The 23,485-nt window shown below is 46.7% G+C and carries 11 protein-coding genes; 7 read left to right on the top strand and 4 right to left on the bottom strand.

Annotation, left to right across the window (positions count from 1 at the left end; translation table 11 throughout):
• The first annotated feature begins 72 nt into the window (after positions 1–72).
• The 7 genes from ESB13_RS16225 to ESB13_RS16195 all read left to right on the top strand — a co-directional run bounded on the left by ESB13_RS16225 (position 73) and on the right by ESB13_RS16195 (position 15,807).
• Positions 73–4,185 (top strand): hybrid sensor histidine kinase/response regulator transcription factor, encoded by a 4,113-nt coding sequence (locus tag ESB13_RS16225; protein WP_129004678.1) that lies wholly within the window; start codon positions 73–75, stop codon positions 4,183–4,185.
• 386 nt (positions 4,186–4,571) lie between these two features.
• Complete coding sequence (locus ESB13_RS16220; RefSeq protein WP_246022583.1) at positions 4,572–6,110, top strand: glycoside hydrolase; 1,539 nt, start codon at positions 4,572–4,574, stop codon at positions 6,108–6,110.
• Positions 6,111–7,964: a glycoside hydrolase family 35 protein gene (locus ESB13_RS16215; protein WP_246022582.1), complete on the top strand. Its 1,854-nt coding sequence runs from the start codon at positions 6,111–6,113 to the stop codon at positions 7,962–7,964.
• A 149-nt stretch (positions 7,965–8,113) separates the two neighbouring features.
• Entirely contained in the window at positions 8,114–11,374 is a 3,261-nt protein-coding gene (locus ESB13_RS16210) for a SusC/RagA family TonB-linked outer membrane protein (protein WP_246022581.1), read from the top strand.
• A gap of 34 nt (positions 11,375–11,408) precedes the next feature.
• Entirely contained in the window at positions 11,409–13,355 is a 1,947-nt protein-coding gene (locus tag ESB13_RS16205; protein ID WP_246022580.1) for a RagB/SusD family nutrient uptake outer membrane protein, read from the top strand.
• 42 nt (positions 13,356–13,397) lie between these two features.
• Positions 13,398–14,588, top strand: a complete 1,191-nt coding sequence (locus tag ESB13_RS16200; protein ID WP_129004677.1) for a DUF5000 domain-containing lipoprotein — start codon at positions 13,398–13,400, stop codon at positions 14,586–14,588.
• 19 nt (positions 14,589–14,607) lie between these two features.
• Positions 14,608–15,807 carry a DUF4998 domain-containing protein gene (locus ESB13_RS16195; RefSeq protein WP_129004676.1) on the top strand — a complete coding sequence of 400 codons (1,200 nt, stop codon included), beginning with the start codon at positions 14,608–14,610 and terminating at the stop codon, positions 15,805–15,807.
• A gap of 84 nt (positions 15,808–15,891) precedes the next feature.
• Here the strand turns inward: ESB13_RS16195 and ESB13_RS16190 are convergent, their stop codons facing one another.
• The 4 genes from ESB13_RS16190 to ESB13_RS16175 all read right to left on the bottom strand — a co-directional run bounded on the left by ESB13_RS16190 (position 15,892) and on the right by ESB13_RS16175 (position 23,442).
• Positions 15,892–17,361 carry a TlpA family protein disulfide reductase gene (locus tag ESB13_RS16190; RefSeq protein WP_129004675.1) on the bottom strand — a complete coding sequence of 490 codons (1,470 nt, stop codon included), beginning with the start codon at positions 17,359–17,361 and terminating at the stop codon, positions 15,892–15,894.
• 35 nt (positions 17,362–17,396) lie between these two features.
• Positions 17,397–18,788 carry a RagB/SusD family nutrient uptake outer membrane protein gene (locus ESB13_RS16185; protein WP_164974242.1) on the bottom strand — a complete coding sequence of 464 codons (1,392 nt, stop codon included), beginning with the start codon at positions 18,786–18,788 and terminating at the stop codon, positions 17,397–17,399.
• A gap of 12 nt (positions 18,789–18,800) precedes the next feature.
• On the bottom strand, positions 18,801–21,974 hold the full coding sequence (locus tag ESB13_RS16180; protein WP_164974241.1) for a SusC/RagA family TonB-linked outer membrane protein: 3,174 nt from the start codon (positions 21,972–21,974) through the stop codon (positions 18,801–18,803).
• A 277-nt stretch (positions 21,975–22,251) separates the two neighbouring features.
• The gene (locus tag ESB13_RS16175; RefSeq protein ID WP_129004672.1) at positions 22,252–23,442 is read right to left on the bottom strand and encodes a FecR family protein; all 1,191 of its coding nucleotides are present in this window, start codon (positions 23,440–23,442) and stop codon (positions 22,252–22,254) included.
• Positions 23,443–23,485 lie beyond the last annotated feature (43 nt).

Here is a 23,485-nt window from a genome sequence, read left to right as displayed (position 1 = left end):
CCAAATCTTCCATCTGCCATCCGCCACTCTACCATCTATTCCCTATATTTAGCATTCTAACTTTTGTTGCTTATGTCGCTCTTCCCCCCCGGATGGTATAGGCTATTGCTTATATGTCTGCTGAATCCATTTATCCTGCTGTCACAGGATTATGCGGTGCGTTACCTCGATATCGGCCAGGGCCTCTCTAATAATTCGGTAATGAATATCTACCAGGATGCGCAGGGATATATGTGGTTCGGTACCTACGATGGCCTTAACCGCTACAATGGTTACGATTTTGAAGTGTACAGGAATAATATCGGGGATACCAACTCTTTGCTGAGCAACAGTATTTATTGTATAACCGGTGATGCCGCCAATAACCTGTTCGTAGGCGGCCAGATTGGCGTCAGTGTTTTTAACGCAGCCAGGTCAAAATTCTCACGCCTGTGGTATACACCTGCAGGCAAAACCAGCGCAGAACCTGTTTCCGATATCGTACATCATGTTAAAGCGCTTGGTAACAACGCCTTACTCGTAGGTTCGCACAATCTTGGACTACTGTTGTTCAGGCAGGGGGCCACGCATACCGGCGAACAGGTGCCATTGGTTGCCGGCAGCAAAAAGTCTTACCGGTACAACGTTTCCGGCATTGAGCCGGTGTCGGACCATGAAGCCTGGATTTTTATCGACAAAAAGGGATTGTACTTCTTCAATAGCAAAACAGCGGAGCTTCGGGCAGTAAATACACAGTTGACACAGACTACCTGTATCAGGAAAGATAGCACTGGCAGGTTATGGCTTGGTACCAATGATGGCTTGTATTGCCTGGAATCCAAAACAGGAGCTTTACTGTCTGGTTTCCTGCCGCCCCATCATAGTGTTGTGAATGTGCTGGTCGAAAAACAGGGCAGTCTGCTGCTTGGTACCGATGGCGCAGGCGTTTGGCAATTGCCCTATGGCACAGCCAAAGCCACTCCTTTGAAAGGGAACCTTGTAACACCCCTGGTTAAAAGCAACGCAGTATGGTCGATCTTTGAAGACCGCGATGGCCGCAAATGGTTTGCTACGCTGAGAGGAGGTATTAGCGTAATGGAACCTGCAGGCAAATTCTTTACACATATTAAATACAATAATGCCGCCGGCCCGGCCGATAACTTTATTCTTTCATTTTGCGAAGACAGATCAGGTAACGTCTGGATAGGCACCGACGGCGCAGGCCTGCGCTATTGGAACAGGAAAAATAATAGCTTCTCAACAATACCCGCCGCACATATCAGCAGCAGCTTTATTACCAGCATGGTTTACGACGATCAGGAAGATCTCTGGATCTCTACCTGGTCTGGCGGCATTAACAGGATGAAAAAAGGTACCGGTAATATAGAGCGCTTCACGTGTTACAACCCGGTCACCAAACAACAGGAGCCCAATATATGGCTGCTTTATAAGGATAGCCATAAAAATATATGGGCCAGCGCTACAAACCAGGGAAGCCTTTATCTCTTTAACCGCGAATGGCAGCAGTTCCAGTTGTTCGATCCCGTAGTGAAAGATATCCAGTCGATGATAGAGACCAGGGATGGTAATATGTGGATGGGCGACTACAACAGCCTGTATCGTATCGATCCGCTTTCGCATAACCGTCAGGTCTATTCCATCGGTTATCCGGTACGAAGTCTGCTCGAAGATAAAACCGGCAGACTTTGGGTGGGCACACAGGAAGGAGGATTATTATTGTTCGACCGTAGAACCGGTAACTATAAGCGCTTTACCCAGAAAGATGGAATGCCCAGTAACACAGTGCTGCGTTTATTGGAAGACCAGCAGGGATATTTGTGGATGAGCAGCTATAATGGCATCTCCAGGTTCGATCCTGCAAAGACTGTTTTTCAGAACTTCTCTCAGTCCGATGGATTGCAAAGTAACCAGTTCAGCTTTAACGCAGGATTGGCTTTGTCTTCAGGTGAGTTCCTGTTCGGTGGCATCAATGGATTCAACATCTTTTCACCTTCAGGTCTCTCGGGCCACAGTATTCCACTAACGCCTTTACTATCGGGAATTGCTGTGAATAATAACCCCATTACAGGTGATAATATGTTGGAGAGAACACCCGGGAAAGCTGGTATACGCTCCATACGACTGCCTTTTGAACAGGCAAATCTTTCCCTCGACTTCGTGGCTTTGAATTACAGCGGAAGCGATAAAGTGAATTATGCGTATCTGCTCGAGGGGTGGGACAAAGACTGGAACTATACCGGTAAATCACGCCGCGCCAATTATTCACGCCTGCATGAAGGCAGTTATATTTTTAAAGTGAAGGTTTCCGACGATGGCGGCCGTTGGGGAAATGAAACAAGCCTGCTGCAGGTGCAGGTATTGCCACCCTGGTACCGCACCTGGTGGGCCTACCTGTTGTTCTTTATGATGGTGACAGGAGTACTGTATGGTTATATTATATATGCACGTCGCCAGGAAAGGCTGCGTTACGAAGTGAGACTTGCACACCTCGAAGGCGAAAAGGAAAAAGAACTCGCAGAACGCCAGTTGTCTGTGTTTACCAATATTGCCCATGAATTCCGCTCACCATTAACATTGATCATCAACCCGCTTAAAAAAGCGATCAGCGGAAAAAATGATCCCGATGCAAAAGCACAGCAGGCCGATGACCTGGCGGCGGCTCATCGCAATGCCCGCCGTTTGCTGGGACTGGTAGATCAGTTGCTGCTTTTCAGGAAAACAGATAGCGGCGCTTACCAGCTGCAGATTTCTAAAGTTGACCTGGTAAATCTTTGCAACGATGTTTTCCTGTGCTTTAAAAATCTGGCCCGCGAAAAGAATATCCGCTACCATTTCGAAGCTCCCGGTGATCCTGTATTTGCCGCCGTCGATTTTGAAAAGCTGGAGATAGCGGTATTTAACCTCGTAGCCAATGCTTTTAAATTCACACCGGATGGCGGAGCTATTCGTATTACGCTTTCAGCGGCTCATGACCAGGCAACCATTAGCGTCAGTGATACCGGCCCCGGTATTGCACTGGCCGACCAGGAGCGTATTTTCGAAAAGTTTGGCCAGGGTAGTACCAGAACGCCCGGTAAAACAGGCTTTGGTATTGGCTTATTCCTTTCCAGGAATTTCGTTGAAAAACACCGTGGAACGATCGCCTGTCAGAGCGAACCAGGTAATGGCGCCGCCTTCATTATAAAGCTGCCGCTGCAGCTGGAAGCCATTGAACAGGCTACGAATAATCCGCACACGCCCCAGGGCAAAACAGAACTGGTAGAAGAAATGATGGCCGATGATACAGCTGCTCACACCGAAACCGGGCCAGTGGTTGCAAACGTAGTTAAACCCGCAGCTGCTTCCCGTATTTCCGGCGTTAGCGTCGATGACCTCGTAACCGAAAAAAGTGTTATACTTATAGTGGATGATAATGAAGAGCTCAGAAGTTATCTTCTAAGGCTTTTTTCCGACAAATACCTGGTTTTGGGCAGCAGTAATGGTGCCGATGCCTTACAACTGGCAAAAGAGCGGATGCCGGATCTTATTGTAAGCGATATTTCAATGGATGGAATGGATGGACTTGAACTTTGCCGCCATATCAAAGAAACGGAAGAGCTAAGCCATATACCCGTGATCCTCCTTACTGCGGCTACTGGGATAGAAACCAAGCTGCAGGGTATTTCCGGAGGGGCAGATGATTTTATTACAAAACCTTTCGATAGCGATATCCTGTTGGCCCGGGCGGCAACATTGCTTAAAAACAGGAGCCAGTTGCGCAAATACTTCCTGAATAGTATAACCCTCAGGGAAAATTCGTTTAAGGTGCCGGTCGAAGACCAGGAGTTTCTGAAACAATGTATCCAGTTGGTAGAGGCCGGTATAGGCAAAGAAGATTTTAATATTAAGTCGTTTGCCCGCTCCATGGGTATGAGCCATTCCGCACTTTATACCCGTATAAAAGCCCTGTCAGGCCAAACGGTGAACGCATTTATCCGGTCCATACGTTTGCGCAGGGCCGCCGTGCTCATGCTAACGGAAAACATGAATGTTACCGAAGCAGGTTTCCAGGTAGGGTTCGAAGATGTCCGTTATTTCAGGGAACAGTTCACAAAACTCTTTGGAATGACGCCTTCCGATTATATTAAAAAATACCGTAACTCATTTAACCGGGAACTGAATACTATCCGTCGGAAAGAGGTTTAAACGGCAGGGGCGAATACCCCCTGCTATTTTACCCCCGTTCAATTTACCCTTCTTACTGCTATCTGCCATTCAACCCTTCATCCGCTGTCTCCATTTGTGAAATTATCCCCCGTATTTCATGGTTTTTCCCCCCATTTGTCCCCTATGTTCAGTCTTTATTTTGTATTGTCAGCAACACAACAGAAAATAACTTTTGCCGCTTTAAAAAATCTGCTTGTCATAATGAAACAGGAACTGCTTCTTCCCCCATGCCATGGCATCGCCCCCAGGTGCCCCGGCTACTACAGAACGCCACCGGCTTCCGTGGTCCGATCGGTTTTAATAAGTAAAAATTCAGCCGGAAAAGATCAACGCCCCGTGTTTTAATTATCTACAGCAACCTCACTATGAAACTCTATATAAGATACTGTCTCAGCATATGCCTGGCAGGTATGATGCAGCCGGTTTGGTCGCAGCAGATAAGCCAGGTGCTTATTGCGGTTAATAGTAATAACACGTTTCAAACCATCAGCAATTTTGGAGCTTCAGACGCATGGGCGGCCCAATTCGTAGGTAACTGGCCCGATGAAAAGAAGAATGCTATCGCCGACTGGTTTTTTAGCCTCGATACCCTGCCCGATGGTTCACCCAGGGGCATAGGACTGTCGCAATGGCGTTATAACATAGGTGCCGGCAGCATGGAACAGGCACAGAATAGCAGTATCAGGGACGAGTGGCGCCGCGCAGCAGCCTTTGTGCCCGGAAAAAAACTTCAACCTAGGGAGGTAGAATCTCAACTCTGGTTCCTGAAAGCAGCGAAAAAAAGAGGGGTAGAACAATTCCTCGGCTTCTATAATAGCCCGCCCGTATGGCTTACAAAAAATGGAAAAGCATTCGCTACAGCCGCACAATGTAATATCGATAGCAGTAAATTCAAAGACTTTGCAGGTTATACCGCTGCCGTTATTAAGGGCATCCGTAAGATTACAGGTGTAACGTTCAATTACATAAGCCCGGTAAATGAACCGCAATGGGATTGGAGCGATGGCGGACAGGAAGGTTCACCCTATCCTAATTCTGCCCTCACTGGCATAGCCAGGGCGTTTAATGAGGAACTGCTCCGCAATAAACTCAGCACCCGCCTCATTATGCCCGAAGCCGCCAGTATTCAGTACCTGGTCGAAAAAGGCGATAAACCCGGGAGAAGCAGGCAACTGAGAGAGCTCTTCCATCCGGAATCAGTTGGTTATATCGGAAACCTTCCTGCTATGGCGCCCGTAGTTGCAGGCCATAGCTATTTTACTACCTCTCCATGGCACAAAGCAGTAACGCTTAGAAATGCAGTAAGGGATACGGTTAGCGCCATCGGTAACCTCGAATTCTGGCAGTCTGAATATTGTATCCTGGGCGATAATGGCGGCGAAATAAACGGCAATAAAAAGGATACAGGTATGAAAGCCGCATTGTACATGGCAAGGGTGATACATACCGATCTTACTGCCGCCAATGCCGCCGCATGGCAATGGTGGACCTCTATCTCTGCATACGATTATAAAGACGGCCTGGTTTACATCGATAAACAAAAAACCGACGGCCGCTTCTCCGATAGTAAAATGCTTTGGGTGCTTGGTAACTATAGCCGTTTCGTACGTCCCGGCATGAAAAGAATAGAAACAACATCCAATACCGATAACATCTATGTAAGCGGATTTGCCAATACAACAGGCAATAAAATGGTGTTGGTGATCATAAATCCCGGAACCGAAGCCATACAGGCTTCCTGGACCGGTAATGCCGGAACTGGCACTGTTGCCTATGTCACCGACGTTGCAAACCGCCTTAAAAAACAATCCTTGGCAGCCGCTTCAATGTTGCTGCCCGCCGAAAGTGTGGTAACAATAGTAATAGGATCCAATAACAGCCTGGCAAAAAAATCAACGAAGTAAATGAAACGTTCACAAGTCCTCATATATAAAGGAATGGCAAGGCTGAAGTATATCGCCATGGCATGCTGCCTTACACTCGCTTTTATAACTGCTGGTGCACAACAGGCTGCAAATACATTTACACTGGGTGATAGTGTGTTCCTGTTAAACGGAAAACCATTCCAGGTCATCTCGGGTGAAATTCATTACCCGCGTGTGCCCAGGGAAGCCTGGCGCCAGCGGCTTCAGATGGCGAAGGCGATGGGACTTAATACCATCGGCACCTATGTGTTCTGGAATGTACACGAGCCTGAAAAAGATAAGTTCAGCTTCAGCGGGAACGACGATATCGCTGCATTTGTGAAAATGGCGCAGGAAGAAGGTCTCTGGGTAATTCTGCGCCCCTCTCCCTATGTATGTGCTGAATGGGAATTCGGTGGTTATCCCTACTGGCTGCAAAACGAAAAAGGTTTGATAGTACGCAGTAAGGAAAAACAGTACCTGGCTGAATATAAAAAATATATTCTTGAACTGGGCCGCCAGCTGGCGCCCTTACAGGTCAACAAGGGGGGGAATATCTTAATGATCCAGGTCGAAAATGAATACGGCTCCTATGGCAGCGATAAAGAATACCTCGCCATCAACAGGGATATGTTCATCGAAGCAGGTTTCGATGGAATGCTGTACACCTGCGACCCCGCAAAAGATATAGCTAAAGGAACGTTACCCGGTTTGCTGCCTGCAGTGAACGGCGTTATGAACCCCGCAACCATCGAATCTATTATCCGGCAACACCATAACGGCAAAGGGCCTTTCATCGTGGCCGAATGGTATCCTGCCTGGTTCGACTGGTGGGGCGAACCGCATCATACTGTATCCGCCGAAAAATATGCAGCCGAACTCGATACATTGCTGGCTGCCGGTATGTCGGTGAACATGTATATGTTCCACGGAGGTACTACCCGCGGTTTTATGAATGGGGCCAATTGTTACGACACTTCCTTCTATGAACCGCAAACCAGCAGCTACGATTATGATGCGCCATTGAATGAAGCCGGTAACGCCACCCATAAATTTCAGCTGTTTCGCTCGGTGATACAGAAATATACCGCAGCGCCGCTTCCTGCAGTGCCGCCTGCTAAAAAAACAATAGCCATTCCGGAAATCATACTTAAACAGGCAGTAAGCTTGTTTAAAAACCTTCCCCAACCGGTGAATGCCACATCGCCGCTTTCGTTTGAAAAACTCGGGCAGGCTTATGGTTATGTATTATACCGTACAACAGTAAAAAATGCAGCCGCCGGAATGCTTGCTGTAAATGGCTTGCGCGATTACGCCCTGGTTTTTGTGAATGGGAAAAAACAAGGCGTGCTCGACCGGATGAAGAAACAGGATAGCCTTTGGCTGAAGCTGGATCCGGGCACACAAACCATCGACATCCTGGTCGAAAATATGGGAAGGATCAACTTCGGTCCCAACCTGCTGAAAAATGAAAAAGGTATTGTTGGTAATGTCTTGCTGAACGGAAAAGAATTGCTGAACTGGGAAATGTTCTCCTTGCCAATGTCCGCCATTGATAATATTACCTACGGTAACGCTGCGAACGGCCAGCCCGTTTTCAGAAAAGCTGAATTCAATTTGTCAGAAACCGGTGATACTTATCTCGATATGAGCCAATGGGGTAAAGGCTGCGCCTGGATCAATGGCCATCACCTGGGAAGGTACTGGGAAATAGGCCCTCAGCAAACATTATATGTACCTGCCGAATGGCTGAAGAAAGGGAAGAATGAACTGGTGGTGTTCGAAATGCTGAAACCCTCGGTTGATAAACTGAATGCACTGGAAAAACCGGTGTTGGATAAACTGAAGAAATGAACGGCTGGCTTTGAATTGACTACGGAATTGTGAACTTTTTTGAGATAACTAACTGCTTGATACTTGCTGAGTTCCCTTAAGTATTAAGTAATAAGAATGACCTGCAATGCTTTTCATGTACAAAAGCATAAGGGAAGTTCTATGGTCTTATGGCAATAAACATTTTCAATAACGAAAGTATGCGTATGAAAGAAAGACAACGAAAACCCAGATGGTCACTCAGGTTGATGACCTTTTTGCTGGTGCTGTGCTTTTCTCTTAGGGGAATGGCACAGGATATTACGGTCACCGGTACTATAGTATCCGACTCGGCCGTTCTTATGGACAATGTATCCATTACCTTGAAATCGGACCCCTCGCGCGGTACTACTTCCGACCAGTCGGGACGCTTTAGCATTAAAGTACCCGCAAATGGAACCTTGGTCTTTAATAGCATAGGCTTTGAAAAACAGGAACTGGAGATAAAAGGCGAAAGCAAATTGCGCATTATCATGAAACGTACGGCATCCTCGCTCGATGATGTGGTAGTGGTTTCCTTTGGCGGCAGACAAAAGAAATCAAGCATGGTAAGTGCTATCACTTCTATCAACCCTAAAGAGCTGAAAGGCCCTACCAGTAACCTTACAACCATGCTGGCCGGGCGGCTTTCGGGTATGATCTCTTACCAGCGTACCGGCGAGCCCGGAGCAGACAACGCTTCATTCTTTATCAGGGGGGTAACCTCTTTCTCCTCCGGTGGTAAAATTGATCCGCTGATCCTCATCGATGGTATGGAAAGCAGTACAAACGACCTGGCCCGCCTGCAGCCCGATGATATCGCTGCATTCTCTATCTTGAAAGATGCTACCGCTACTTCGGTATACGGTGCCCGTGGCGCAAATGGAGTGGTGCTGGTAACAACCAAATCCGGGGCAGAAGGTAAAACCCAGTTCAACTTCCGCGGCGAAAACTCTATTTCAGGTAATACCAAAAACTTCAAATTCGCCGATAACATCACTTACATGAAGCTGGCGAATGAAGCGGCGCTTACACGCAACCCACTGGCGCCAATTCCTTATAGCCAGACTAAAATAGACGGTACGATAAAAGGGGATAACCCGCTTATTTATCCCAGTAACAACTGGATTAAAATGATGATTAAAGACCGTACCGTAAACCAGCGCTATAACCTCGACATCCAGGGCGGAACGAAAACGGCAAGGTTCTACGTATCCGGTACATATAACATTGACAATGGTGTGCTGAAAGTGGCGGATATGAATAACTTTAATAGCAACATCAAACTGAAAAACTATTCTGTCCGCTCCAATGTGAACCTGCAGTTGACAAAAACTACAGAAGCTATTATCAGGGTTTATGGACAGTTCGATGACTACCGCGGACCAGTGGACGGAGGGGGTGCCGTGTTTAATCAGGTTTTATGGAGCAACCCCGTAATGTTCCCCGCAGTATATCCAAAGAGTTTTCTGCCCCAGGTAACACACCCGCTGTTTGGAAATTCACCATGGCCAGGAGGACAGGCAAACTCTACTACAGGATACTATGACCCAAGCCAGCTCTATTTAAACCCCTTTGCTAATTCAGTAAGAGGTTATAAAGAATATAACTCTTCAACCATGCTGGCACAGCTCGAACTGAAGCAGGATTTCGGATGGATTACGCCAGGCCTTACCGGCCGCGTTATGGCTTACACCAATCGCTATTCATATTTCGATGTAACACGTCAGTATAACCCGTTCTATTACCAGGCAAATACGGTTGATGGTGGAAAAACAGTTACGCTGGCACGTATTACAGAAGGTACAGAATATCTGAACTACCAGGAAGGGGTTAAGTCGCAAAACGCACGTACATACATGGAAGCGGCGCTCAATTACTCCCGCACGTTCGGAGGTAAACATGCTATCGGAGGCATGCTGATAACGCTCTTTAATAACTACCTCGAAGGCAATCCCGGTTCTAGTTTGAATCCTCCTCCAACACAGGCCGAAAAATTGCAATTGTCCCTGCCTTACAGGAATCAGGGCGTTTCCGGTAGATTTACCTACGGGTACGACAACCGCTATATGGCCGAATTTAATTTTGGCTATAACGGCTCTGAACGTTTTGCTCAGAATAACCGTTTCGGCTTCTTCCCTTCGGCAGGGGTTGCCTGGAATATCTCTAATGAAAATTTCTTCGAAGGACTTAAAGATGTTGTTTCTTCTCTTCGTGTAAGAGCTTCTTATGGCCTTGTTGGTAATGATCAGATCGGCTCTCAGCGCGACAGGTTCTATTACCTGTCCGAAGTCAATCTGAATAATGGCGACAGGGGGGCTACCTTTGGTAATAACACCGGCTATTATAGACCAGGCATAGGCATCAGCCGCTATGAGAACTTCGATATTACCTGGGAAAAGGCTTATACGCAGAACTATGGCCTTGAATTCTCCATCTTTAAAGGATTTAATGTCGTTACCGAATACTGGAGACGTAAACAAACAAACATACTCATGGATCGCTCCTACATTCCTTCATCCATGGGCTTACAGTCCTCCATTAAGGCAAACGTAGGTGAAGCTACCGCACAGGGGGTCGACTTCTCTCTGGAGTATACAAAATCTTTTAGGAACGAAACCTGGCTGCAGCTGCGTACTAACTTTACGTATGCTACTTCAAAACGCTCTAAATACGAAGAACCCGCTTATGGAGATAATGAAAAACATCTTTCCCTTATCGGACACCCTATTAAACAGCAATGGGGATTGATTGCAGAGCGTTTGTTTGTAGATGATATTGAAGTGGCGAATTCTCCCTACCAGAATTACGGCGTGTACAAGGGCGGCGACATTAAATACCGCGATGTTAATGGCGATGGGCAGATCACTAATAACGACCGGGTTCCTATAGGACTGCCTACCGATCCGGAAATTGTTTATGGAACAGGCTTCTCTTTCGGATATAAGAGTTTTGATATCAGCGCATTCTTCCAGGGAGCTGCCCGTGTTTCTTTCTTTATTAATTCAGAGAATATTGCTCCGTTTGTACTGAACAAAAACAATATGCCCAATGGTGCCGCCCAGAACGGCTTACTACAGGTAATTGCCAACGACCATTGGAGTGAAGATAATCGCAATCTGTACGCGCTATGGCCCCGGTTAAGCGAAACCTTTATCGCTAATAATAACCAGACTTCTACATGGTGGCTGCGTAATGGCACCTTTATACGCTGCAAAAACGTGGAACTGGGTTATAACTTCTCTAAAACATTGTTGCGCCTTACAAAATTAAGAGGCGGCCGTCTGTATGTAAACGGAACCAACTTGTTTGTACTAAGCAAATTTAAAATGTGGGATCCTGAAATGGGAGGTAATGGCCTGGGTTACCCGGTTCAAAGAACCTATAACATGGGTATCCGCCTTTCTCTGTAACCTGAATGAATAAATGGATTCAAAAATGCTTCATATGATCAAGAATAAACTTTTTATAAATAAATGCCTCGCTTATATGGCCGCCGTGCTTTCTGTAGCAGGAATTGCAGGCTGTAAAAAATATCTGGACGTCGTTCCCGATAACATCGTAACAATAGACAATGCTTTTACCTTAAAACGTGAAGCGGAAAAATATCTGTTTACCTGCTATTCCTTCCTGCCAACAGAAAATCAACCGGTCACGTCGCTCGGATTTATGGCAGGCGATGAATGCTGGCTGCCTAGAGAGGGCGTGTTCTTTAATAATACCGTTTGGGATATCGCTAAAGGAAACCAGAACAAAGTGAACCCCTATTCAAACTATTGGGACGGTACCAATGGTTTGTATGCAGGTATCAGGCATTGTAATATCTTCCTCGAGAACGTAAGCAATACCGCCAAGGTGTACGATCTGGAACCCGATTTACGTACCCGCTGGCTGGGTGAGGTAGAATTCCTTAAAGCCTATTATCACTTCTACCTGCTTCGGAACTATGGACCAATCATTATCGCAGATGTGGCATTGCCTATCTCTTCTACGCCCGATCAGGTAAGGCTTAAGAGAGCCCCGGTTGATTCAGTGGTAACTTATATCTCCAACTTGCTCGACAAAGCTGCTGACAAGCTGCCGCTGAAGATCATAGACGTAGCCAACGAAGCTGGTAGGATCACGAAGCCTATCGCCCTGGCGATGAAGGCACGCCTGCTGGTAATGGCCGCCAGCCCGCTTTTTAATGGTAACAACGATTTCGCTTCACTGAAAAACCATGATGGGACACAGCTCTTTAATACCAGCTATGATGCAAACAAATGGAAACGCGCTGCCGATGCTGCAAAAGCCGCTATCGACATTGCGCACGAAGCAGGTTTCAGCTTGTACAAGTTTATCGGCTTAAATAAAATGACCGATACTACACGTACACAAATGAGTATCCGTAACGCCGTATGCGAACGCTGGAATAGTGAACTGGTTTGGGGTTCTACTCGTAACGTGTCGCTCATCAGCCAGGGACCCGACTATATTCAGAGCATCTGTATGGGCCAGATAGATCCAACCAAGCCTATTAACCTCGCAGCCTACAACCAGCTCTGCGCTACTATGAAAATGGCACAGCTGTTCTATACCGATCATGGGGTGCCTATCAATGAAGACAGGAATTACGACTACTCTAACTTTACCGAGCTGCGTACGGCTAAGCATGGCGAACGCTTCAACCTCATAGAAGGTTATCAGACCGCCAGGCTTAACTTCGACAGGGAACCACGTTTCTATGCCGATCTGGCTTTCGATGGCAGTATCTGGTACATGCAGAACAGTCCTACCAACAGCGATAGCGCCACCTATAACGTGAAAGCCAGGAAAGGCCAGATCATGAACGAGGTGAACACCGACTACATCAATATGAGCGGTTACTGGATCAAAAAACTGGTCAATTGGAAATTTGCATTCTCCGGTACTGTTAATGCCGCTACATCAGAGAACTATCCCTGGCCTATGATAAGGCTGGCCGATCTCTATCTCTTATACGCGGAAGCGCTGAATGAATTTTCAGGCCCCTCAGCTGATGTATATACCTACCTCGATAAAGTAAGGGAAAGAGCTGGCTTGAAAGGTGTACAGGAATCATGGACGAATTATTCGAACAGCCCCAATAAACCCAATACCAAAGAAGGCCTCCGTTCCATAGTGCAGCAGGAAAGACTGATTGAGCTGGCATTTGAAGGCAGCCGCCTGTGGGACCTGCGTCGCTGGAAGCAGGCAGTGGTAGAACTTAATAAGCCTGTTACAGGTTGGGATCGCACCCAGGAAGCACCAGCCGATTACTATCGTGTGGTGAACCTGTATAGCCAGAAGTTTATTGCACCAAGAGACTATTTCTGGCCTATCCGGGAATATGAAATATCAGTAAACCCCAACCTGGTACAGAACACCGGTTGGTAGTAGGCTTCACAGCTATTGAATCACATTCAAAATGTTTGAAAAATGAAATCATTTAAATATTTTTCGATAGGTTGCCTGCTCCTTGGACTGGCTGCCTGTAAAAACTCAACGATCATTGGCCCGCTGGAGCATAACGGTACCCCGCCAGGCCCGGTAACCAATGCTACCGTGCAAAATATGAAAGGAGAGGCCCGTATCACTTATACACTGCCCACCGACGAAGATCTGTTATACGTGAAAGCCGTTTACCAGATCCGGCCTGGTGTCACCAGGGAAGCAAAAGCTTCGTTTTACACCAATAACCTCCTGGTAGATGGCTTTAAAGATACAGCGGCAACAGAGGTGACTTTATATGCGGTGAACAGAAGTGAAGTGCCGTCTCAGCCATATAAGGTAATGGTAAAACCGTTGATGCCCGCTTACCTTTCTTCCTTCGATAGCCTGAAGGTAGCCCCCACATTCGGTGGCATTAATATACGTACAACGAATCCCGATGCTAAAGCGCTTTCTATTATTATTCTTCTGAAAGATCAATATGGCCAGTGGAAACAGTATAGTGCTGTATATAGCTCTCTCAAAGATATTAACCAGTCTATCCGTGGCATGGATACTACTAAAAAAAGCTTTGCATTCTACATCAGGGATCAGTTCCAGAATCAGAGCGATACCATTTTTGCCGATCTCTCCCCGCTTTACGAAACATTGATCCCTAAATCGGGTTTTGCCGAATACCTGCTTCCAGGCGATCTCGCTTTGAATGCTTATGGCCGACAGATGCGTAATCTCTGGGATGGCGTCTACAGCGGCTGGGGCTCCGCAGCCTGTACTTACGAAACCATTACAGATACCACCAACGGCGTATGGTTCACTTTCGATATGGGCGTTAAAGCACAGCTAAGCCGCTTTACATGGTGGCATTACCCCGATCCCCGCTATTTCGAAAACGCAAGTATGAAGGTGTATGAGCTCTGGGGCACTAATAACCCTTCTCCCGATGGTAGCTGGAATGGCTGGACCAAACTCGTAGAATGCCGCGAAACCAAACCTTCAGGTCTGCCATATGGTACGGAAAACTCCGACGACGTGGCTGCCGGACAGGCAGGCAGTAGCTGGGAAATTCCTATTACTGCGCCGGCAGTGCGTTACTTGAGAATAAGACATAGGTATAACTGGAGTGGCCTGAGACAAACTCTTACCGGCTGCGAAATATCTGTCTGGGGTAAACCATTATAAACTGTTTAACCGTATTAAAATGAATACACGTAATAAAATAAATAAAACGATATTGTTTTGCTGCCTGCTGCTGGCAATGGCCGCTTGCAGGAAGATGGACGATTATAAAGAAAACTACCTGGGTAATGGTACCATCACCTATGCCGGTAAAATAGATTCCGTAAAAGCACACCCGGGCGATGGCAGACTAATGATCTCGGGATTACTTATTGCCGATCCTAAAATAACACAACTGCGTATCTATTGGAATAATAAGGCCGACTCCATGGTCGTGCCTGTAACCCGTACCTCAGGTGTAGATACCATCCGCGCCATTCTTAAGAATATGGAAGAAGCTGTGAAAAGCTTTACCCTCGTTACTTTCGATAAGTATGGTAACAGGTCCGTAGATGTAACTGTGGCCGGAAGGGTATATGGAGCTGTGTATAAAAGCCTGCTGCTTAACCGTACGGTGAAGCTGGCGGAAATGGCTGGTGATTCCGTAACCGTTCAATGGAACGTACTCGATGCCAGTACAGGTGCCTTGGGCTCTCAGTTGGAGTTTACCGATAATAGTAATGCTGTTAAAAAGGTATATGCCGCCAGAACAGACACAAAAACTGTTTTGAAAAACTTTAAAGCAGGAACTAAGTTCACTTACCGTACTGTGTTCCTTCCCGATACGTTGGCAATCGATACTTTTTATAGCGGTTACCAAAGCGTAGGGGTAAGAGCGGAAATCACTTCACAGTACCTGAAAAATCCTGGTCCCAGCTTCAAGAATTCTGACGGTGGTACCGACAGGTGGCGTATTCCTGCCGACTGGACCGTTTCCAATGACGTGAAGAATGCAAATGGCAAAGGTGGCTTGGATGCTGGTTCATGGCTTCCAGGTCCGTCTCTTTCTATAGAAGCAGGATGGGGGCTGCCGACTGTACCTAACGGCAAGATTTATCAAACGATAACATTGCCTGCCGGCCGTTACTCTTTTGAGTTTGTAACGGGCGACTGCGATGGCGGGGAGAGATATGTTTCCGTAGCAAAAGGAACAACCCTGCCGGATATTGCCAACGTGGCAACCGGAACAATTGCCAAAGATGGCTTTGTTAAAAATGCGACCAACGTTCTCCGCTTCGAACTCACAGAGACTACGCAGGTGTCTATTGGTTTCCAGGGTAAAATGCCGGATACCAACGCCTTCTTTAAAGTGTTTAGTGTAAAACTTTTCAGCCTGCCTTAATAATTCAATAGTTCACCACCAGTAAAAAAGAAGCCGCCTCATCGTATTGAGGCGGCTTTCTGTTTTTTCAATGCTTTCCGGTATCTACCCCTTGCCTCTCGCCATTTCAATCATTGTCGACAGCTCTTCTACTGCTGCGTCATCTCCGCCGGAGAAGCCGGACATAGAGAAACGGATATGACCTTTCCTGTCTATTACAAACTTGGCAGGTATGGCATTTACCTTAAATCCTTCTACACCATTGTTCAAACCGGTAGCGGGATCTTTTAGATCCATCCATATGTTGAAGGGGTATTTCTGATCTTCTACATATTTTCTGGCACTGGTAATAGCAGCGTCTTTATCTGTTTTTTCCCAGGTATGAATGAACAGGAATTTCACATTGGGATCATCCTTGTATTTTTCAACAGCCATTTTCATAGCAGGAAAAGATCTTTTACAGGGACCGCACCATGTAGCCCAGAAGTCTAAGACTACTACTTTGCCTTTTACGTCTTCCAGTGAAACTGTCTTTCCATTCACATCGGTAAAGGAAATAGCAGGCGCTGGCTGATCTATGAGTTTGCGGGTAACATCTTTCCTGATCTTTTCCGACATTGCTTTTTTAATCTCGGCAACATAAGCGTCATAGCCGGCGTCCGAGCCTTTAACGTCAACATAAAGCTGTTTCAGGGTTTCCCTCATCTTAGGGCTTGCCTGCCCTTCGGTCATCGATTCTTTGGCTACTTCAAACGCTTCCTTTTTCTTGCCTAATGCCATCAATACATCAAAATAGGTAGCGTTGACGCCGGGCTTTAAAACCTTGGCGCTGTCATGCGCAGTTTTGATATAGGGATAAGCTTCGGTAGCCTTATTGTCTTTGAACAGCGCCTCTGCTATAGCGCTGTTGTAAAATATAAAGTTATTGGCAGCGAAACCGGCGCCGTCAACTTTACTGTTGCCTAAAAAAGGTTTTGTGCTGTTTAGCGCCTCATGATATAATTCGAGACCTTCTTTTTTATGTCCCGCTTTCAGTAAGGCATTGGCGGTACCTGCCAGCCCTTCGCCTTTCCATATGGGGTTTTCTATCAGGTGTGCATACCCCAAAGCCTTGGAAATATTGCCTTCTGCAGCAAAAGCGGTTGCTACGCCATACCTGGCATAGTCATAAGTAATATCATTCTTTCCTTTGGGTTCGGTAGGTGGGAACTTGGCTACCCAGGCTTTATAAGCGGCTTCTTTTTTAGCTAAGTCTTTTTCTTCATAAACAACATTCACCGCTTTATTCCTGGCTACATCTCCCAAAGGAAAACGTTTGATACAGGCCTCGTTGAGCGAATCGACGGTGTTGTTCTTCTTGAGGATGAAAAAGAAGCGGCGGGCCATAAGCCAGTCCTTCTCGTTATCACTCTTTAAAAGGGTGTACATTTTGCTTTCCAGCAAAGCTTTATCTGCACTGCTGCCTTCTGCCAGCCTGTTATAATACCGTATAGTACTGTCCTGTTCAACACGCCCCTGCGCATTCGCAGCCAGGGCTGCGCCCGAAAGGGCCAATGTCATAAATAAGTGTTTCATCAGTAATTGGTTTGTTTGGTGTATTGTGTGTTGATTTAGAAATAACCTTCATTGTCCTTCAGGTTGGGATTCGCCGTCATCGCCGATTGAGGAATAGGATAAAGCTGCTGGAATGGCTGCCACGATGGTTTGATAGGGCTTAACGTTTCTGTTGCCTGCTTCAGCCGTTTCAGGTTAAACCACCGGTCACCCGATTCAACGAACAGTTCTACCCAGCGCTCATGTGCCAGTGCTTTTAACAGATCGGCTTTGGCGATAGCTGTTGTTGGCAACAGGCCGGCTCTTTTACGTACGGAATCAAGATCACGGCGGGCGCCTGTCAGGTTTTCCTGCTGAGCCAGCGCTTCACTTCTTATCAGGTACATTTCCGATAACCTCAGCAGAATAGGATATTCATTACCTGCAGTAGCATTACGTAATTTGTATTTGTAAGGATAATAGTACGTTTTACCGGAGTAGGTAATAGCCTTTGCCCATTTGAGTTTACGCTGGTCGTTAGCCTCGAAACTATTCGCAAGTGTATCATACAATACAAAAGTAGGAGTGGTGCTGGCAGGAATAAACTGGTCGCCGAAGATAGTAGCCGGGGTAGTGGTGGCTACCAGCGATATCTGCCAGATGGTTTCATTGCTGTTATTCAGAAACACGTTGTCTAGATTAGATACCAGTGAATAAGTGCCGGAACTTATGACGGCAGTTGCTTCTGTTTCAGCGGCCTGCCAGTTCTGAAGATAAAAATAAACCCGTGCCAGGAAAGCCGATGTCACATTTTTGTTGATCCTGGCCCTTTCAATAGAAGGGTAGGTGGTGGTGAGCAGCTCTTTGGCTTCGGTAAGGTCCGCAACAATTTGCTGGTATACAGTAGCGGATGCGGTACGTGGTAACAGCCCGTTTTCCAATGCCCTTGTATTCAGGATCAAAGGCACATCACCAAAATAATTGACAAGCTGGAAATAGAACCAGGCTCTCAGGAACTTGGCTTCACCCATCAGCTGATTCTTAAGCCTGCCGGAGATATTGGTAGTGCCGGGCAAACGCTCTATAACATAATTAGCCCTTCCAATCCTGGTATATAATCCCGACCAGTAAGTGATCAGGTCGCTGCCTGCAGCCAGCTTGTTGTCTTTGAATAGATCAAAAGTGGTATTGGTTAAAAAATAACCTTCGTCGGCGCTCATGGCACCATAGATCGTTGTCAGGTAGTTGACAGCATTGGACCCGCCTGTTTCGCGGGAAGAAGCCATCCCGGCATAAATACCCAGCACCGCTGAAGTAGCTGTTGCAGAATCCGAGAATGCCTCTTCAGGTGTCAGGGAGGATGGAGGCCTGTCTATATCTACATATTTCTTGCACGACGTTACTGCAAAGGATAACAGCAATGCAGTTGACAATAAGCTGTTCTTTATTTTGGATATACTGATTTTCATCTTCTTTCTCATTTAAAAGGTAACATTGATACCGGCAGTTATAACACGCAGTGGAGGCATGGAGGTTCCTGTTTCAGGATCATACACATACTTGTTCTTCGATGTCCACCATAAGTTCTGTCCTTGCAGGTATAACCGCATGCTTTCTATCTTCCATTTGCTGGTGAGGGCAGAAGGAAAATTATAGGAAAGATTGGCTGTGCGCAGGCGAAGGAAGGAGTTGTCTCCCCACGCTGCATTAGATGAACTGTAGGCAGAGTAGATTGTCGTGGTGCTGGTTGCTCTTGGTAAAGCAGCATTATGGTTGCCTTGTGTCCACCTGTCGAGCCAATAGGTTGTCTGGTTGCCGGAACTAAGCACACCAGGTGCAGAAGTGGGCCATATATTACCATCCTGTTTCGTGAACTGGAAGAAGAAGCTTAATTCAAACTGCTTATAGCTGAAACTATTGTTGATACCGCCATAGTACTTGGGTGCAGTATAGCCAATATACGCCCTGTCGGTACTGAAATTGGGAGTAAAGGTAAGGCTGTCTTTAGCTACATCTTTATAAAGCGGCTTGCCCGTAGCAACATCTACTCCCTGGTAAGTATAACGGAATACAGCGCCCAGCGGCTGTCCTATTACACTTTGGTTATAGTAGTAATAAGAAGGGCTTGCACTAACGAGAATGGTTTTGGGAACAGTAATATTGAAAGCAGTATTCCACCTGAAATCCTTTTTGTCTATGATAACAGCATTCACTTCCAGTTCAAAACCATTGTTCCTGATCACCGCATCGAAGTTCGATGAATAGGAATTGAATCCAGCCTGTGGCGACAATTGCAGGTAGCCTAACTGGTTAGGTGTCGTGTTCCTGTAATAGTTTGCTGTAACCTGAACGCGATCTTTTAAGAATGCCATATCCAGGCCAAATTCAAGTTTACGCGTGGTTTGCCATTGTAAAGTAGGATTGTCTATCTTGTCCGGTGCCAGTGCAGATCCACCCTGGTAAGTGCCCGCAGAGTTATAAAATGCCTGGTATTGGTAGTCCTGTATCTGGTCGTTACCGGTAACGCCATAGCTGGCTCTTAATTTACCGAACGACATGAAGCGCCAGTTGTCTGCAAACTTCTCCTTGCTGAAAGCCCAGGCGCCGCCGATAGACCAGAAATTACCAAATTTCCTGTCCGAACCAAAACGGGAAGAACCATCTCTCCGCAACACCGCATTCAAAAAGTATTTCGATTCCCAGTCGTAGTTCAGCCTGCCGAATACGGAAGTGTACCTGTACTGGGTATAGCCATACGAAGGTGTACCATACGCACCGGCACCGGAAAGGCCGCCCAGCAATGCAGGTGAACTGTAGTTGCTCGCGCTGTTACGTTGTGATGTGTTCAGTGAATTCTGGAAAGTACTGCCTAGAAGCGCAGACAATTTACCCCTTGAAATACTCCTGTTATAGGTGATCTGTGGTTCAAGTATATAAGATTGCTGATCGATGGTTGTGAATGCAGCAGAATTGTTGACGGTTGTTGTCAGTGGATTCTTGGATCCTGCCGGCTCCTGTACGTTCTGATTCAGTTGTATTTTATTGAAACCGAAACTTGTTTTGATGTCCAGCCCTGGTAATATGGTATAACGCAGCATGGTATTGGTCATCAGGTTATGCGTTTTACCAAAATACTTTACCAGCAGGTTCGATTCCGGGTTGTTGAAATTGGCATTCCACGATAAAGTGCCATCGGCATTGAACAACGGCATATTAGTAGGCAGGTTGTACAAAGTACTCAGGTCACGGCTTAACAGGTTGGTATTGTTGAAAGCGTAGTTGATAGATACGTTTGCATTGAATCTTCTGTCTAATGAACTATGCTCAACGTTCATGCGCGTGGAGATACGCTTATCATCATAGCTGCCGGGAAATACAGGTGTCTCACGGTGGTAACCTGCATTTAACAGGAACCTGGTCCGCTGATCACCTCCGGATACAGTAGCCTGTACGTCTGTTGTGCTGGCAGTACCGCCCAGGTACCTGTCCTGCCAGTCCGTATAAGCGTTCTGATCCCAGGTTACCAGGTCTGGTGCATTCGTGGCGGTAGGTGTTACCCCGTCATTCGCAAACGCTTCTTTGCGTAACTGCAGATACTGCTGGGTGTTCATCATGGGAATAAAGTGGCCAACCTTACCCTGCCCCTGGTACAGGTTCAGAGATAATTTGGTTTTGCCTGCTTTCCCTTTTTTAGTGGTGATCAGTACGACACCATTGGCGCCCCTGGTTCCGTAAATGGCAGTGGCATCGGCATCCTTCAGGATATCGATCCTTTCAATCTCGGCAGGGTTGATAATGCTGAAGGGGCTCAGGCCGCCTGCAGCCGCGAAATTGCCTCTTGAGTTAAGGTCATTGGTAACAGGTACCGAGTTGTCATACATGTTGAACGGAACACCATCTACCAGGTATAAAGGCTGGTTGCCGGCGCCTGTTTGGTCAAGTGATGTGTTCCCGCGGATCTGTATGGTGACCCTCGCACCGGGTAAGCCATTCGATTGCGTAACAATTGCACCGGCAACCCTTCCCTGCAAAGCATTCAGCGGGTTGGCAATGGGTTGTTTCGATATTTCTTCTGAAGTAATGGACGCAATACTTCCGGTGCTTTTTCTTTTCGTAGTAGTGCCGTAACCAATAACTACGGTCTGGTTCAGTTCATTGATGACAGGCTTCATCTGGATAGCCAGCGCACGTGCACCCTGAAGCGCTTTCTCTGTAGTTTCATAACCAACATAGGAAATCACGAGAATGGCATTCTGGTCTATCCCACGGATCATGAAATGACCGTTTTTATCAGTAGAGGCGCCTTTTTCGGTTCCTTTTACTTTTACGGCGACATTGGGCAGCGGGTTACCATCCTCATCGGTGATGATGCCCGATACATCCTGTACCGGGGGCGGCGTTGCCGCGGCCTGCTCTACGATGGCAATGGCGGCGGCGGCTTTCGACTTTATCACTACTGTTTTATCTACCACCTTATAATTCAGCGGCTGATCTTTAAAGCACAATTGCAATACTTCAGAGAGATAAGCATCTTTAACATTGATGCTTACTTTCTTAGCCTTACCCAGTAAAGCATACTCATAAAAAAACACATAACCGGTTTGGTCTTCAATGATCCTGAATACCTTTTCGATAGGAACATTGTTTTCAGACATTGTCAGTTTCTGGGAATTGACCCGCGCACTTGCTGTTAGACAAACTACCAGCTGAATAAATACCGTCAACCTCATGATCCGCAGCATTGAATTGTTTAGAAGCACATGCCACAATAGGCGTGCGTTACAAAGAGCTCTCAAAAGCATAACTTTGTTTAGTTTGGTTAATGAATAAGCAGTCTTGCCAGACCAGTTTATATGGTTAATCGAACATCTTCGCCGGGTGGTGCTGCAACACTGCCCGGTTTTTATTTCAGGACTAACCAGTTCGTTTGCCCTAAGGCATGATAGTGATCTCTCTTCCGTTGATCCGGTATCGAATACCGCTTTCTTCTAAAACTTCCAGGACTTTTTCTATGTCTGCGGCCCTGTTTATTTTTCCGCCGAACTGCCGGCGGTTGATATTGCCCTCATATTTTACTTCTATATCATACCAGCGTGCAACCTGGCGCATAACATCTTCCAGGCTTACCTCCTTGCCAAACGAGAACACGCCGTTCTTCCAGGCCACTACTTTCTCAACGTCTACCTCCGTTACCACTGTTTTCCCTTCTGCAAGTGTAGCCTGCTGCCCCGGTTGCAATAACTTTTGAGCCATACCATTACTTACCTGTATTGCGCCGCCAACTAATGTCACCTTTGTCGCCGCTTCATCTTCGTAAGCATTCACATTGAACGCCGTGCCCAGCACATGTATCTCTGCCCGCTCCTTGGTCATTACCCTGAAAGGCATAGACGCATTGTCTGCCACTTCAAAATATACTTCACCCGTTACCTCCACTTTCCGCTCTTTACCGGCAAAGGCCGCCGGAAAATGCAGCGAACTGGCTGCATTTAACCATACCTGCGTACCATCGGCCAACCTTAATCTGAACTGACGTCCCTTGGGCGTGGTAACGGTGTTATAAACCTGCTCCCCTGTTGCAGCACCTCCATATGATAGCTGCCCGTTCTTCATTACCACTGCTGTCCCTTGTTGTGAGGCTACCACACTGTTGCCAACACTATCAAGTACCACCTGCGATCCATCGGCCAGCGTAAGCACCGCCCCTTCCTTACCCGGGGTAATACCCGGAAAACGGGGCTGCTGGCGTTTCGCCTGCCTGTTCCCGCTACCGGAACCGGAATAACGTAACCATACATAGGTCCCCGCAACCATGCAAACAAATACCGCTGCTATCAATGTCCATGTCCGCAACAAACGGGTACGCCTTTTAGGCCTTGTTGGTAAAACCGGTAAAACTATCCCCCTGCTTTCGCTAAGAATGTGATCCGCTATAGGATCCCATTCTTCAGACCGGTAATCAGCTGCTGCCGCATAGCCATCTATTATAGACGGAAAACCCTCTTTCACCTGAAGCGCAGTATTGTCTTCAAGTAATAACAGTTGCAATTCCTCCGTTTCCAGAGGCGTAAGCGCACTGTTCAGATATCCATTTAATAAATAATATATTCTCTCATTCTTCATCGAGAACGGCTCTTTTTGTGCTGATAGTAGTATATACGGGCTT

Origin of the sequence: Filimonas effusa (assembly GCF_004118675.1) — a bacterium.
In the GTDB taxonomy this organism is placed as follows: domain Bacteria; phylum Bacteroidota; class Bacteroidia; order Chitinophagales; family Chitinophagaceae; genus Filimonas; species Filimonas effusa.
This window is presented reverse-complemented; position numbering and strand designations above follow the sequence as displayed.

Coding starts and splice junctions, on each gene's coding strand:
- ESB13_RS16185 (WP_164974242.1), bottom strand. CDS start 18,788: ATGAAAATCAGTATATCCAAAATAAAGAACAGCTTATTGTCAACTGCA.
- ESB13_RS16190 (WP_129004675.1), bottom strand. CDS start 17,361: ATGAAACACTTATTTATGACATTGGCCCTTTCGGGCGCAGCCCTGGCT.
- ESB13_RS16175 (WP_129004672.1), bottom strand. CDS start 23,442: ATGAAGAATGAGAGAATATATTATTTATTAAATGGATATCTGAACAGT.
- ESB13_RS16210 (WP_246022581.1), top strand. CDS start 8,114: ATGGCAATAAACATTTTCAATAACGAAAGTATGCGTATGAAAGAAAGA.
- ESB13_RS16220 (WP_246022583.1), top strand. CDS start 4,572: ATGAAACTCTATATAAGATACTGTCTCAGCATATGCCTGGCAGGTATG.
- ESB13_RS16215 (WP_246022582.1), top strand. CDS start 6,111: ATGAAACGTTCACAAGTCCTCATATATAAAGGAATGGCAAGGCTGAAG.
- ESB13_RS16225 (WP_129004678.1), top strand. CDS start 73: ATGTCGCTCTTCCCCCCCGGATGGTATAGGCTATTGCTTATATGTCTG.
- ESB13_RS16180 (WP_164974241.1), bottom strand. CDS start 21,974: ATGTCTGAAAACAATGTTCCTATCGAAAAGGTATTCAGGATCATTGAA.
- ESB13_RS16195 (WP_129004676.1), top strand. CDS start 14,608: ATGAATACACGTAATAAAATAAATAAAACGATATTGTTTTGCTGCCTG.
- ESB13_RS16200 (WP_129004677.1), top strand. CDS start 13,398: ATGAAATCATTTAAATATTTTTCGATAGGTTGCCTGCTCCTTGGACTG.
- ESB13_RS16205 (WP_246022580.1), top strand. CDS start 11,409: ATGATCAAGAATAAACTTTTTATAAATAAATGCCTCGCTTATATGGCC.